The organism is Kitasatospora sp. NPDC089797, assembly GCF_040684795.1.
Classification (GTDB): Bacteria; Actinomycetota; Actinomycetes; order Streptomycetales; family Streptomycetaceae; genus Kitasatospora.
Window position 1 is genome coordinate 49,523 of sequence record NZ_JBFBGS010000038.1, and the last position, 13,532, is coordinate 63,054.

General features: G+C 76.3%; 8 protein-coding genes. 6 read left to right on the plus strand and 2 right to left on the minus strand.

Features of this window, described 5'->3' with window-relative positions; all coding sequences use genetic code 11:
- Positions 1-20 precede the first annotated feature (20 nt).
- Positions 21-2,792, minus strand: coding sequence for a hypothetical protein (locus AB0O91_RS27885; RefSeq protein ID WP_363438440.1), 2,772 nt, complete (start codon positions 2,790-2,792; stop codon positions 21-23).
- Positions 2,789-6,763, minus strand: a complete 3,975-nt coding sequence (gene eccCa, locus AB0O91_RS27890) for a type VII secretion protein EccCa (RefSeq protein WP_363438504.1) — start codon at positions 6,761-6,763, stop codon at positions 2,789-2,791. Before eccCa ends, AB0O91_RS27885 begins: the two co-directional genes overlap by 4 nt.
- A 301-nt stretch (positions 6,764-7,064) precedes the next feature.
- On the opposite strand from eccCa, the gene eccD reads away from it, so the two are divergent.
- The 6 genes from eccD (at position 7,065) to AB0O91_RS27920 (ending at position 13,510) form a co-directional block, all read left to right on the plus strand.
- Positions 7,065-8,477 (plus strand): type VII secretion integral membrane protein EccD, encoded by a 1,413-nt coding sequence (gene eccD, locus AB0O91_RS27895; protein ID WP_363438443.1) that lies wholly within the window; start codon positions 7,065-7,067, stop codon positions 8,475-8,477.
- Positions 8,478-8,568: 91 nt separating this feature from the next.
- Positions 8,569-10,020, plus strand: coding sequence for a type VII secretion protein EccB (gene eccB / locus AB0O91_RS27900; protein WP_363438446.1), 1,452 nt, complete (start codon positions 8,569-8,571; stop codon positions 10,018-10,020).
- Between the two features lie 81 nt (positions 10,021-10,101).
- Positions 10,102-10,437, plus strand: coding sequence for a hypothetical protein (locus AB0O91_RS27905; RefSeq protein ID WP_363438449.1), 336 nt, complete (start codon positions 10,102-10,104; stop codon positions 10,435-10,437).
- Between the two features lie 49 nt (positions 10,438-10,486).
- A complete protein-coding gene (locus AB0O91_RS27910) occupies positions 10,487-10,774 on the plus strand; it encodes a WXG100 family type VII secretion target (protein WP_363438452.1) in 288 nt (95 codons plus the stop codon).
- Positions 10,774-11,181 carry a hypothetical protein gene (locus AB0O91_RS27915; RefSeq protein ID WP_363438454.1) on the plus strand — a complete coding sequence of 136 codons (408 nt, stop codon included), beginning with the start codon at positions 10,774-10,776 and terminating at the stop codon, positions 11,179-11,181. The genes AB0O91_RS27910 and AB0O91_RS27915 overlap by 1 nt, the downstream gene beginning before the upstream one ends.
- A gap of 40 nt (positions 11,182-11,221) precedes the next feature.
- The gene (locus tag AB0O91_RS27920; protein ID WP_363438457.1) at positions 11,222-13,510 is read left to right on the plus strand and encodes a WXG100 family type VII secretion target; all 2,289 of its coding nucleotides are present in this window, start codon (positions 11,222-11,224) and stop codon (positions 13,508-13,510) included.
- The last annotated feature ends 22 nt before the right edge of the window (positions 13,511-13,532 follow it).

Sequence of the window (13,532 nt, forward strand, 5' to 3'; positions counted from 1 at the left end):
GTCGCCCTCCGCCCGCGCGCTCACAGCGCCACCCCCGGGGCCAGGCGCAGCCGTTCGGGGCGGGCCGGGGCGCGCCGGCGCTCGGGCGCCAGCCGGTCGCGGCGCTCCTGCCAGGCGAGCAGCCGGGCCCGGTCCTGCTCCTCCCCGGCCGCGTCCGGCGCGGACGCCGGGCCGGCCTCGCGCAGCAGCACCCGGGCCGGGCGGTCCTCGCCGGCGGGCAGCACGTCCAGCACCGTGAAGCGGGTGCCGGGCGGGAACACCACCTCCGGGTCCCCGTCCTCGGCGATCGCCGCCGTCCGGCGCCCGGTCGCCGACCACACCAGGAACTCCGCGCACGTGCCCGGCACCACCTCCGCCTCCGCCGTCCCCACCACCGGCGCGGGCTCCACCAGCAGCGCGCCGGGCACGTACTGCCGCAACGCCTCCTCGCCCGCCTCGGCGCCCAGCAGCACCGCGCCCCGGTGGTTGGGCAGCCGGCGCAGCCCCGAGCCCAGGCAGGCCAGGTACGGGGCCAGCGCTCCGGCGCCGGGGCCGCGGCGGGCCGCCTCGACCAACTCGGCGCGGTGCACCGGGATCCCGGTGTCGGTGTGGTGCAGGTAGACCGCCGTGAGGTCGTCCTTCAGCTCCTCGCGGTCCTGGGCGCGCAGGGCCGGCATCCGCAGCGCGGCCTGCTCGGCGCGGCTGGCGTAGCGGTGGAAGCGCTCCCCGAGCAGGGCCCGGAAGGCCGCCCGCTCGGCGGCCGTGGACACCCGCCCGGCGGCGGCGGGGGCGGTGGCGGACGGGACGAGGAGCCGGGGCGGGGCGGGGGCGGCGGGTGGGGTGGGTGCGGCGGGGACGGCTTGCGGGACGGGGGAGTCGGGCGCCTCGGGGACGTCCGGCCTGGGGGAGTCGGGCGCCTCGGGGGTGGCGGGCGTGCCGCCGTCGCCGGCCGTGCTCGCCGGTGGCGCGGCGGTCGGCGCCTCGGTCGTCGGCGCCTCCGCGGCCGGTGGCGCGCCCGCCGGTGCTACGGCCGCTGGCGGCAAGGCAGTTGGGGGCAAGGCCGTTGGGGGCACGGCCGTCGGCGTCGTGCTCGCCGGTGCCACGGCCTCGGGGGTGGCGGCCGCGGCCGGTGGGGCGGGACGGGGGCCGGCCGGGGCGGCGGGCAGGAGCAGGCGCGGGGCCGGGGTGCCCGGGTCGGTGAGGGCGGAGAGCAGGTCGTCCAGGAGGTCGAGGACCTCGGCGGGCGGCGTCCGGTCGGCCGAGCCGGCGATGAGGGTCGGGCGGTCCGGGTCCGGGTCGAGCAGTCGGGGGCCCCGGTCGAGCGGCGTCCGCTCGGGGCGCAGCCACACCCCGGCGGGGACCGCCTCCAGGCGCCAGCCCGCGACCGGGGCCTGGTGGAGCGCGGGGCCGCAGGGCGCGAAGCCCGCGGGCAGCGGGCGCCAGGCGGAGGCGATCACCCGGCCGAGGTCGGGGCAGGCGGTCAGTTCGGTCAGCCACGGTTCCCAGGTCTGGGTCCCGTCGGCGGTCAGGATGCGGGAGGAGCAGCCGTGCGCGGTGTGCGTCGGCAGGCCGACGGCGGCCCGCACCTCGCGGCCCAGTCCGGCCGCGAGCTCGCCGGCCAGGGCGACGAGCGCCGGGGTGGCCGCCCACGGCGCGCTGATCAGCAGCTCGGCCGGGCCGGCCCCGGGAGCGCCCAACCGGGCCGCGGCGTGGGCGACTTCGGCGGCCGGTGGCAGCGGGGCGCCCGGGCGGCCGACCACCAGGACCGGCGTGCCGGGCGCGGACGCGGCGAGCAGCAGCGCGGGCGGCGGGACGGCCGGGGCGGGCGCGCCGTGGAGCCACCGGCCGTGCGGCAGCGCGGTCGTCGGCGGTTCGGCCGGGCTGTCCGGTGCAGCGGGTCCAGTCGGTGCAGCGGGTGCAGCCGGTTCGACCGGTTCGACCGGTTCGGCCGGTTCGGCCGGGCCGTCCGGGGGCGCGGTCGCGCCGAGCGGTGCGACGGGGGCCCCGGCCGGGGCCGGGGCCGCGGCGGGGACCGTGGGGACCCCGGCGACGGCCCGCACCGCGCCGCTCCCGGGCCCGGCGGGCGCCGCGGCTGACGCCGGATCGGGAGCCTTCGGCGCGGCGCCCTCCGTCGGCACAGCGCCTTCCTCCGGCGCGGGGCCCGCCTCCGCTGCCGCCGGAGCAGAGGCACCGGCAGCCGCCCCCGCCGTCCCGCCCGCCCGGCTTTGGGCCGCGCCCGTCCCCGGCAGCGGCCACAGCGCCCCGAGCCGGCGGGTGCGCCCGTCCGGGGTGCACAGCCACCAGGAGGACGGCTCGGCATCCGTGGCGCCCGAGGTCAGCAGGGTGCCGTCGGGGCGCAGGGTGACCACCCCGTCCGGGGCGACGATGCTGGTGGCGGCCAGTTCGGCGATCCGCTGGGCAGGCCGCCGCCCGGCCCCGCCCCCGGCCGAACCCCCGCCGCCGGCCGAGTCCCCGCCCCCGGGCGCCGCCGCCAGGCCGGAGGCGGCCAGCACCAGGGTGGCGGCCTTGCGGCGGGCGGCGGTGCGGGCCAGGTCGTCGAGCCGTTCGAGCAGCACGGGCTGCGCGTCGGCGGCCGCCGCCAGCACGGTGACGGTGCCCACCACGGGCGCCAGCGCGGCCAGCGCGTCGGTGAGCGCGGCGGGCAGCCCGGCCGGTCCGGACCCGCCGGCGGTGCCGGGTGCGATGACGAAGTGCGGTCCCACCTCGTGCAGTTCCGCCGCCGCGGCCACGGCACCGGAGCGCCGGCGGCCCAGCCAGCGCCGCGCCGTGCCCGTCTGTTCGGTGGTGCTCATCGCCCCGTCCCCCCGCCGCCCGTGCCGTTCCCGCCGCCCGTGCCGCTCCCGGTGTCCCCGTCCTCCAGCAGCGCGGTCTGCACCAGCACCGTGCGCCGCCGGGTGACGTGCAGCGCCCGCCCCGGGGGCAGCACCCGCGGCTTGGTGCTGCCGAACAGGAAGCCCTCGCTCGGCGGGCAGGACAGCAGCACCGCCGGGGAGTTGACCTCCTCCAGCTTGCGCAGCAACTGGTCCGAGGAGGCCCGCCCGATGCCGTTGGCGCTGCGCGCCACGACCAGGTGCAGGCCCAGCTCGGCGCCCTGCGCCAGGTAGTCCAGCAGCGGCGCGAACGGGTGCGCGCCCGTGCCGCCGGAGGAGCCGGCGACCAGCTCGTAGTCGTCGACCAGGATGAACAGCTCCGGGCCCTCCCACCAGTCCCGCAGCCGCAGCCGCTCCGGCGGGATGTCCGCCCCGGGCAGCCGGTTGGCCATCGCCCGCGCCGCGCCGTCGACGATCTGGCGCAGCACGTCCACCGCGACCGCGTGCCCGAGCCGGTACTCCTGCGGCACCGCGCCCTGCAGCACCCGCCGGTAGTCGACCAGCATGATCCGCGCCTGGTCGGGCCGGTAGGCGGAGGTGATGCCGGCCGCGACCAGCTTCAGCAGGTTGGTCTTGCCCGCCTCGCTGTCACCGACCACCACCAGGTGCGGCGACTCCTCGAAGTCGTGCCACAGCGGGGACATCGACACGTCCTGCAGGCCCAGCGGCACCCGCAGCCGCCCCTCGGCGGCGGGCAGCGCCGCCGCCGGCAGGTGCAGCGGCAGCATCCGCACCTCGGGCGCGCGCGGGCCCCGCCAGTGCTCGGCGACGGCGTCGACCAGGTCCGCGACGCCCTCGCCGAGGTCCTCGGTGCCGCCGCTGCCGTCCAGCCGCGGCAGCGCGGTCAGGAAGTGCAACTGCTCACCGGTCAGCCCGCGCCCGGGGATCTTGGGCACCGTCGCCGCGATCCGCATCCCGATCGCGGAGTCCACCGGGTCGCCCAGCCGCAGCTCGAAACGGGTGCCCAGCAGGTCGCGCAGCGCGCCGGTGATCTCGCCCCACCGGGTCGTGCCGACGACCAGGTGGATGCCGTAGTTGAGGCCGCGCTGGGCGATCAGCGTCAGCGCCGGCGCCAGGTCCGGGAACTCCTGGCGCACGGTGTTCCAGCCGTCCACCACCAGGAACACGTCACCGTGGGTCTCCCCGGGCAGCGCGTCCTCGGCCAGCGCCCGCCGGAACGCCGCCACCGAGTCGATGCCCAGCTCGGCGAAGCGCTGCTCGCGCCGGGCCAGGATCGCGTTGACCTCCGCCACCGTGCGCACCACCCGCTCCGGGTCGTGCCGCCCGGTCACCCCGCCCACGTGCGGCAGGGCCCGCAGCGAGGACAGCGTGCCGCCGCCGAAGTCCAGGCAGTAGAACTGGACCTCGCGCGGGGTGTGGGTGAGCGCCAGACCCGCGATCAGGGTCCGCAGCAGGGTGGACTTGCCGCTCTGCGGCCCGCCCGCCACGCCCACGTGCCCGTCCGCCCCCGACAGGTCGGCGCTCAGCAGGTCGCGCACCTGCTGGAACGGCCGGTCCACCACGCCCACCGGCACCCGCAGCGTGCCCCGGGCCGGATCGGCCTCCGTGGTCAGCCCGTACACCGCGTCCGGCGCCAGCGGCGGCAGCAGCTGGTCCAGGGTCGGCGGCACGTCCAGCGGCGGCAGCCACACCCGGTGCGCCGGCGGCCCGGCGTCCACCAGCTTCTCGGCCGCGATCGCCAGCAGACTGCGGCTCTCCACCGCCTCCTCGGCCTCCGGCTCCGCCGGCACCGCCACGGGCTGACGCGGCGCCACGTACCCCGTCCCGTACACCGCGACCTGCCCCGCCGCCGCCTGCCGGCGCACCGCCGCCGGGCGCGGCGCCCGGTAGGACCCCGACACGTACGCCGCCTTGAACCGGGTCAGCGTCGCGATGTCGCTGCGCAGGAACCCGTTGCCCGGCTGCGAGGGCAGGTGGTACGCGTCCGGCACCCCCAGCACGCCCCGGCTCTCCATCGCCGAGAACGTCCGCAGCCCGATCCGGTACGACAGGTGCGACTCCAGGGCGTGCATCCGCCCCTCGTCCAGCCGCTGCGAGGCCAGCAGCAGGTGCACCCCCAGCGAGCGCCCCAGCCGGCCGATCATGATGAACAGCTCCATGAAGTCCCGGTGCGCGGCCAGCAGTTCGGAGAACTCGTCGACCACCACGAACAGCGTCGGCAGCGGCTCCAGCGCGACCCCGCCCGCCCGGGCGCCCTCGTACTCCAGCAGCGAGCTGTAGTTGCCCGCCGAGCGCAGCAGCTCCTGACGGCGCACCAGCTCCCCGTGCAGGGCGTCGCGCATCCGGTCCACCAGCGCCGCCTCGTCGGCCAGGTTGGTGATCACCGCCGAGGTGTGCGGGAGGCGGTCCAGCCCCAGGAACGTCGCCCCGCCCTTGAAGTCCACCAGCACGAAGTTCAGCGTCTCGGAGGAGTGCGTCAGCGCCAGCGCCAGCACCAGCGTGCGCAGCAGCTCCGACTTGCCCGAGCCGGTCGCCCCGATCAGCATCCCGTGCGGCCCCATGCCGCCCTGCGCCGACTCCTTGATGTCCAGCTCCACCGGCGTGCCGTCCCCGGCGATCCCCAGCGGCACCCGCAGCCGCCCGCCCGCCCCGCGCCCCGCCCAGCCCAGCGCCACGTCGTGCCCGTGCAGATCACGGATCCCCAGCAGTGACGCCAGGTCGAAGTCCCCGGCCAGCGGCTCCCCGGCCTCCGCCTGGTCCCCGATCCGGTACGGCGCCATCAGCCCCGCCAGCCGTCGCGCCGCCGGCAGCGACAACGCGTCCGCCCGCCCCAGCGCCGTCTCCTCCTCCCGGTGGTTGCGGTCCACCCCGACCATCGCCAGCCGGCCCCCCTCCAGCCGCAGCCGCAACCGGTGCCGCAACGGCTTCCACTCCAGCGCCCCGCCCAGGTCCAGCAGCACCGCGTTGCGCCACCCCGCCAGCGCCGCCCGGCTGCCCGCACCCACCGCGACCCCGTCCAGCACCACGACCGTGAACGGCTCCTCCCGGCCCGGCTGCACGTCCGGCTCCCACGGCCCGCGCCCCGCGAACTCCGCCCCCAGCACCTGCTCCAGTTCCGCCACCGACCCGGCCACCAGCCGCACCGGCCCCAACGCGTCGCTCTCCACCGGGTGCAGCGCGTGCGGCAGCCACTTCGCCCACTCCCACTGCCCCCGCTGCTCCGCCCCGCACACCACCGCGATCCGCAGCTCGTCCGGCGCGTGGAACAGCGCCAGCTGCGCCAGCATCGCCCGCGCCAGCGCCCGCCCGGCCTCCGGCTCGTCGGGGCGCACCAGCACCTGCGCGTACCCGCGCACGTACACCGCGATCGGCTGGTCCGCCACCGTCCCGTAGGCGTGGATGAACCGGCGCAACGCGTGCGCGCACAACGGCTCCAGATCCTCCACCGGCTTGGTCGACAACGGCGCCAGCCGCACCGCGAGACGCTGGTGCCCCAGCCCGATCCGCACGTCCCCGAAGTCCGGGTGCGCGCTGCGCCGCTCCCACAGCCGCGAGGTGCGCACCAGCGACACCAGCGACCCCGGCGCCGGATGCCGCCACGCCAACGCCTCCTGCTGGCGCACGATGTGCCCGCGCACCTGCCGGCGCATCTGCGCCAGATAGCGCAGGTAGTCCCGCCGCTCGGCCCGCAACTCCCGCTTGCGGTCACTGGATCCGCGGATCAGCGAGGTCACCAGCATGCCCACCGCCGACAGGCCCATCATGCCCATCGCCACGTACGACATCAGCCCGCCCTCACCGGGGCGCAGGAACATGAACACCATCGACAGCGAACTCAACGCCATCGGCGCCATCGTGATCATGCTCGACATGCCGCCCTGCGACTCCGGCAGCACCGGCGGCTCCTGCAACTGGATCTCGCCGTCCGGCATCGCCGGCCCGGGACGCCGCGGCGGACGGTCGACCAGCACCACACTCAACGAACGCGCTCCTCGGACCCGGGGGACGGCCAGCGGCGCCCGGCCGTCCGGGCCACCGTCCTCCAGGACCACGGACGGCGCCCCGCGCCGGGTTCAACCGGCCGACGGAAAAAGCCGCCCGACGGTGAACCCGGCAGCCGCCGCGGCCCGTCGCCCAGGGTGGGGACCGCCCCGCACGGGCCACCGCCCGGGCCGGGCAGCGGCCCCGCGCGGGCGCCGACGGCCCGGGCCGCACGGGATGTTGAGGAGAACCTTGAACGGGAGCGCCACCGCAACCGCCGCCACCGGCACCGCGGGCACCACCACCGGACTGTGCCGGCTCAGGTTCCACGCACCCGGTACGGTCTTCGAACTCGTCATCCCCGCCGACGTCCCGCTCGCCGATCTGCTGCCCGCCGTCCTCGACCACGCCGGCGACGACCTCGACGAACAGGGCGCCGAACACGACGGCTGGACCCTCCAACGCCTCGGCCAGGCCCCCCTCGACGAGGAACTCGGCGCCGACGCCCTCGACCTGCGCGACGGCGAGGACCTCTACCTGCGCCCCCGCCGCGACCCCCTGCCCGAAGTCCACTACGACGACCTCCCCGACGGCCTCGCCACCGGCATGCGCGAACGCCCCGACACCTGGCGCCCCGCCCTCACCCACCACACCGCCCTCGCCCTGGCCGTCACCGCCCTCACCGGCGGCCTCGCCCTCCTCCTGCTGCCCGGCCCGCCCCACCTGCGCGCCGGCGCCGCCGCCGTCACCGGCCTGCTCCTGCTCCTCGGCGCCCTCAGCGCCTCCCGCGCCGTCGGCGACGCCGGCGCCGGCACCGCCCTGGGCGCCACCGCCGTGCCCTACCTCGCCCTGGCCGGCGCCCTGCTCACCACCGCCGCCGGCCCCTCCGCCACCGGAGCCCGCCTGCTCGCCGGCGGCTGCGCCGGCGCCGGAGCCGCCGCCCTCGCCCTGGCCGCCGTCGGCTGCGCCGCCCCCCTCTACCTCGGCCTGCTCCTGCTCGCCCTGCACGCCACCGCCGCCGGCGTCCTGCTGCTCGCCGGCCTCACCGTGCCCGCCACCGCCGCCGCCCTCGCCGTCCTCCCGGTCGCCACCGCCGCCTTCCTGCCCGGCCTGTGCTTCCGCCTGTCCGGACTGCGCCTGCCCGCCCTGCCCCGCAACGCCGAGGAACTCCAGGAAGGCATCGAAGCCGTCCCCGCCACCACCGTGCGCGCCCGCAGCACCGTCGCCGACGGCTTCCTGACGGCCTTCCACCTCGCCCTCGCCCCCGTCATCGCCCTCGCCCTGGCCACCCTCACCGACCGCGACGACTGGGCCCCCACCGCCCTGACCTGCGCCCTGTCCCTGCTCCTGCTGCTGCACGCCCGCGGCATCGGCTCCGTCCCGCAGCGCCTGGCCGTCCTCGTCCCCGGTGTCCTGGGCCCCGTCCTGCTCACCGCCCACCTCGCCGCCGGCCAGAGCCCCGCCGCCCGCCTCGGCCTGCTCGCCGCGCTGCTCGCCACCGCCACCCTGCTGGCCGCCGCCTCCTGGACCGTCCCCGGCCGCCGGCTGCTGCCCTACTGGGGACGCGCCGCCGACCTGCTGCACACCCTGGCCGCCGTCGCCGTCCTGCCGCTGGCCCTCGCCGCGGCCGGCACCTTCCACGCGCTGCGCGCCCTGGGCGGCTGACCACCCGTCACCCGCCGCCCCCGCATCCCGTATCCCGCATCCCGTTCCGACCCCCCTGCCCCGAGCCCCGCCCCCGAGGAGAACCACCGCCATGCAGTCGAAGCGCGACCAGGTGCAGGCCCACCTGTTCGTGATGGGCCGCCTCGCCACCGGCATGCTCCGCGGCGAACCCGACGCCCCCGACGCCCCCACCGGGCGCACCTCCCGCGGCATCGCCACCGGCCTGGTCATCGCCGCCCTCGCCGGCCTGATCGCCGCCGTCTACGGCATCCTCGTCCCCGGCGGCGCCACCGGCTGGAAGAAACCCGGCACCCTCGTCCTGGTCAAGGAGAGCGGCGCCCGCTACCTCTACCTCGACGGCACCCTCCACCCCGTCCTCAACGAGGCCACCGCCCGCCTGCTCGCCGGCGACCAGCTCACCGTCGACCAGGTCAGCACCCGCTCCCTCGACGGCACCCCGCGCGGCACCCCCCTCGGCATCCCCGGCGCCCCCGACGGCCTGCCCGCACCCGAGCGCCTCACCGCCGCCCCCTGGCTCGCCTGCGCCACCCAGCAGCCCGACCCCTCCGGCACCCGCCGCCCCCACCTCGCCCTCGCCCTCGACCCGCCCGACCACGGCACCCCCCTCACCGACGACCAGGCCCTGCTGGTCGCCGCCCCCGACGACACCCAGTACCTGCTGTGGCACGGGCGCCGGCTGCGCCTGGACACCCGCAACGGAGCCCGCCAGGCCCTCGGCCAGGCCGCCACCGCCGCCCGGCCCGTCACCCAGGCCTTCCTCAACGCCCTGCCCGCCGGCCCCGACCTCACCGCCCCCGACCTCGACCAGCGCGGCACCCCCGGCCCCGACCTCGCCACCCGGCCCACCCGGATCGGACAGCTCTTCACCGGCCCCGGCAGCGACCCCTACCTGCTCACCGGCGCCGGACTCACCCCGCTCACCCCGATGGCCCGGCAACTCCTGCTCGCCGACCCCCGCACCCAGCACAGCGCCTACCAGGACGCCGCGGTCACCCCCGCCCCGATCGGCGCCGCCGACCTCGCCGCCCACAGCGCACCCCCCGCCCCCGCCCAGAGCGCCGCCGGCCTGCCCGCCACCGTGCCCGAACTCCTCACCGCCCCCCAGGGCCGCGACGTCTGCGCCGAACTCCACCCCGGCGACCCCGGGCCCACCACCACCCTCGCCCTCGTCGACGACAGCGCCGTCCAGGGCCCCGCCCCCACCGCCCAGCCCGGCATCGGGGCCGCCTGCACCCCCGCCGACACCATCGCGGTGCGCCCCGGCGGCGGCGCCCTGGTGCGCGCCCTGTCCACCGCCGGCACCGGCGCCACCCTCTACCTGGTCACCGACGCCGGGGTGAAGTACCCGCTCGCCGCCCCGGCCGTCGCCAAACAGCTCGGCTACGGCGCCGCCGCCCCGGCGGGCGTGCCGGCCGCCCTGCTGGCCCTGCTGCCCACCGGCCCCAGCCTCGACCCGGCCGCCCTCACCGGCGCCGGCCCCACCGCTCCGGCGGCCGCCGCGGATCCGCCGTGCACCCGGTGAACCCCCGCACCCCGAAGTGACGTTGACCTGAAATGAACCCGGCCGAGCCACGGCCCGGACCCGACGGAGAGGAGCCCTCGCATGGCCCCCAACCTGAAGATCAACGATCCCGACGTCCAGAACCTCCTGGCGACCCTGGAGAGCCACATCGACTCGATGATGCGCGCCGGCGCCCAGGTCGAGGACATCGACGGCGAGATCCAGCAGCACTTCCAGGCCGCCTGCAGCGACGCCTACCGGGGCAAGATCGCCGAATGGCAGGCGAACTACCAGAAGCTCAAGGACGCCTACCGCACCTTCCACACCACCTTCGGCGACGGCCACCGCCAGATCAGCAACGCCCACAACCAGGCCGTGGAGGCCGGCACCCACTGGGGCTCCGGCTCCGACGAGGTCTACAAGGGCCTCAACCCCTGAACACCGCACCGCCCCTGACGAACCGACACCCCGGAGGAGAGCACCCCCGATGGCCGACATCCTGCTCAACCACGCCAACATCGACGACGCCGCCGACGCCCTGACCCAGGCCAGCCAGGCCATGCACAACGCCACGGACGACTGCAGGGCGGCCGTCACCAGCCTCAGCGCCAAACTCGACGGCGACCTCAAGGGCGCCGCCGACGCCTTCTACACGGCGCTCTCCGCCCACAACGACGACATGAACAAGGAGATCAGCCAGGGCGCCGACGTCCTGCGCACCATGCACGGCCTGCTGCGCGACGCCGACAAGCGCGGCGCCGCGGGCATCGGCTGATGGCGGCGCCGGGGGAGCCCGACTACAGCCACACCCTCAGTGTCAACAAGGACGATCTCACGTACTTCGCGGACCAGGAGATCACCGGCTTCATCGCCGACATGACGGGGAACCCGGGCTACCAGGCGATGCAGCGCTACAGCGGAGCGACGGGCGGATCGGGCGACACGCTGCTGGTGGGCAACCAGTACTTCGCGGCGGACTCCATCGTGCTCGAGTTCAAGAGGTGGGCCACGGGCGTGGCCACCGACCTCTCGACCCTCAACGCGCAGATGTCCACCGCCAGGATCAAGCTCAAGCTGGCGCTGGACATCATGGAGACGGCCCACGAGGAGGCCATGACGGCGGCCGAGATGATGGCGGTCCTCACCAAGGTGTCGACCGCGACGGCGCCCAAGAGCAGCTGACCGCACAAGAGTTGACCGTACGAGGCGGAGTGGGGAACTGATGCCCGATCCCAAGCCCGATCCCAAGTCCGATGCCGTGACCTGGGAGCAGGTGCTCGCGTTCTTCGGGGGCGCGGGCCAGAAGCTCGTCGACCGGAAGTCGGTCGCGGAGCTGCCCACGGGGGCGAAGTCCTGGATTCTGCTGGACAAGGTCTCGAAGTGCACGTCGGCACCCGACTTCTACTTCGGCGACAAGGCCGACACCGGGAAGACGGACAGGGCCGCGGAGGGCGAGGACAAGCCCGACGTGTGGTGGGCGTGGAACTACGTGAGCAGCGGCAGCCAGAACCGCCACATCCTGATCGGTGTCCCGGTCAACTACACGGACTGGGGCAACGACGCGGACAAGCCGCTGTCCCAGTTCATCCACCAGCACGAGGCGATCTTCGCCCCGCTGGCGGACGGGGTCGGCAACGCCACGATCGACCCCCAGAGCCTGAGGGACGCCGCGGACCACGTCGAGGAGGTGGGTACCTGGCTGGACACCTGGCTGCCGCGGATGAAGAAGTGGGTCGACCTGATCGACGGCCCGGACAGCAACTGGCAGGGCGACGCGGCCGGCGAATTCAAGTTCCTGCTCAAGCAGTACGCGACGGAGATGACGAGCATCAGGCTCCAGCTCGACACGACGACCTACCCGCGGGACCTCCGGGACGCCGCGAGCAAGATCGCCCCCACGGTCCGGGCCCTCCAGACCGTCCACCGAGGGTGGTGGGACTCCCAGACCCTGTGGCCCTCCTACGCGATCTACCAGGTGCTGTACGACACGCTGCTGAACGTCACCCCGACGGTGGACATCTACACCGACGCCGTGACGTCGATCAGCACCGCCCTCGGCGACCCCAGGGAGAACGCCTTCTACATCGCCCTGGAGGCGGCGGCCAAGCAGAAGTGGCTGGACAACGTCAAAGCGTTCCTCGACGTCCGCAAGGGCCCGGACGGGAGGGACGTGACGACCGACCTGAGCACCGCCTACCACCAGCTGGCCGTGGACTTCGGCGCCATGTACATCAACGCCAGCATGGACCTGCCCACCGCGCCGCCACCCGGCCCGGGGACGGACGACGGCACCGGCGGCAACAAGGACGGCAACAAGGACGGGAACAAGGACGGGAACAAGGACGTCCCCGACCTCGGCGGCGGGGGTGGGGGCGGCGGGGGCAACGGCAAGTTCGACCTGGGCGGCGGCGCCGGAGGAGGCGGCGACGGCAAGGGCGGCGACTCCAAGACCCACCTGCCGCCGCCGCCCCCGGTCATCGGGCCCGGCGGAGGGGGCGGCGGCCTCGGGGGCGGCGGCGAGGGCACGCCGATCCTCGACAAGGACCACAAGCCCGTCCTGGGCGCCGACCACAAGCCGGTGCTGCTGCCGCCCGGCGGCTACATCGGCAAGGACGGCCAGGTGTACGACGCCAACGGCCAGAAGGTGATCGGCAAGGACGGCAAGCCCGTCGTCGTCCCGCCGGGCTCGGACGTGCCGCCCGGCACCGGCGGCGGCATCTACGGGCAGAACGCCAAGGTGCCCCGGGGCTCCAAGGTCCGCGACGACGGGACGGTGATCGGCCCCGACGGCAAGGAGGTGCTGGACCGCGACGGCAACACGGTGGTGCTGCCCAAGGGCGGCTCCATCGCCGACGACGGGACCCTGCTGGACTCCACCGGCCGCCCGATCTCCGACATCTCCCAGCGCTACACCGACCGCCAGCACGCGATCGACGCGATGGTCGGCAGCGGCAGCGGCGGCGGGGGGACGGGCAGCGGAGGCGGCATCCGCCCGCCGTCCACCGGCTCGGACTGGAAGCTGGACCTCGGCTCCTCCCTCGGCGACCACGGCGGCGGCTCCGACTGGCTGTCCGGCTCCGGGTCGGGCTCCGGCATCGGGGTCCTGCCCTCGTACCCGGGCCTGGGCGGCGGCGCGGGCGGCTCGGGCGCCTCCGGCTCCCTGCCCCGGATGGTCAGCTCCGGCGGAGGGATGAGCGCACAGGCCATCGAGAACAGCGGCGGGCTGGGCCCCGGCGGGAAGACGGCCGCCACCGTGGCCGCCGAGAGCGCCGCCGCGGAGAAGGCCGCGGCGCAGAAGGCCGCCTCGCTGGCCGCCGAGGAGGAGGCGGCCGCGATGCGCGGCCGCTCGGTGTCCACCAGCGGCGGGATGCCGATGATGCCGCCGATGGGCGGCGGCATGGGCGCCGGCGGCCAGGGCGAGAAGGCCCGCCAGCGCACCACCTGGCTGGCCGAGGACGAAGAGGTGTGGGGCACCGAGACCGGTGCCGTCAGCGGCGTCATCGGCCGCTGACCCGACGAGGCCCGCAGACCGG

Excerpts from the sequence above, each read along its gene's own strand:
- eccB (WP_363438446.1), top strand. The coding sequence starts at position 8,569 with ATGCAGTCGAAGCGCGACCAGGTGCAGGCCCACCTGTTCGTGATGGGC.
- AB0O91_RS27910 (WP_363438452.1), top strand. The coding sequence starts at position 10,487 with ATGGCCGACATCCTGCTCAACCACGCCAACATCGACGACGCCGCCGAC.
- eccCa (WP_363438504.1), bottom strand. The coding sequence starts at position 6,763 with ATGCCGGACGGCGAGATCCAGTTGCAGGAGCCGCCGGTGCTGCCGGAG.
- AB0O91_RS27920 (WP_363438457.1), top strand. The coding sequence starts at position 11,222 with ATGCCCGATCCCAAGCCCGATCCCAAGTCCGATGCCGTGACCTGGGAG.
- AB0O91_RS27915 (WP_363438454.1), top strand. The coding sequence starts at position 10,774 with ATGGCGGCGCCGGGGGAGCCCGACTACAGCCACACCCTCAGTGTCAAC.
- AB0O91_RS27885 (WP_363438440.1), bottom strand. The coding sequence starts at position 2,792 with ATGAGCACCACCGAACAGACGGGCACGGCGCGGCGCTGGCTGGGCCGC.
- AB0O91_RS27905 (WP_363438449.1), top strand. The coding sequence starts at position 10,102 with ATGGCCCCCAACCTGAAGATCAACGATCCCGACGTCCAGAACCTCCTG.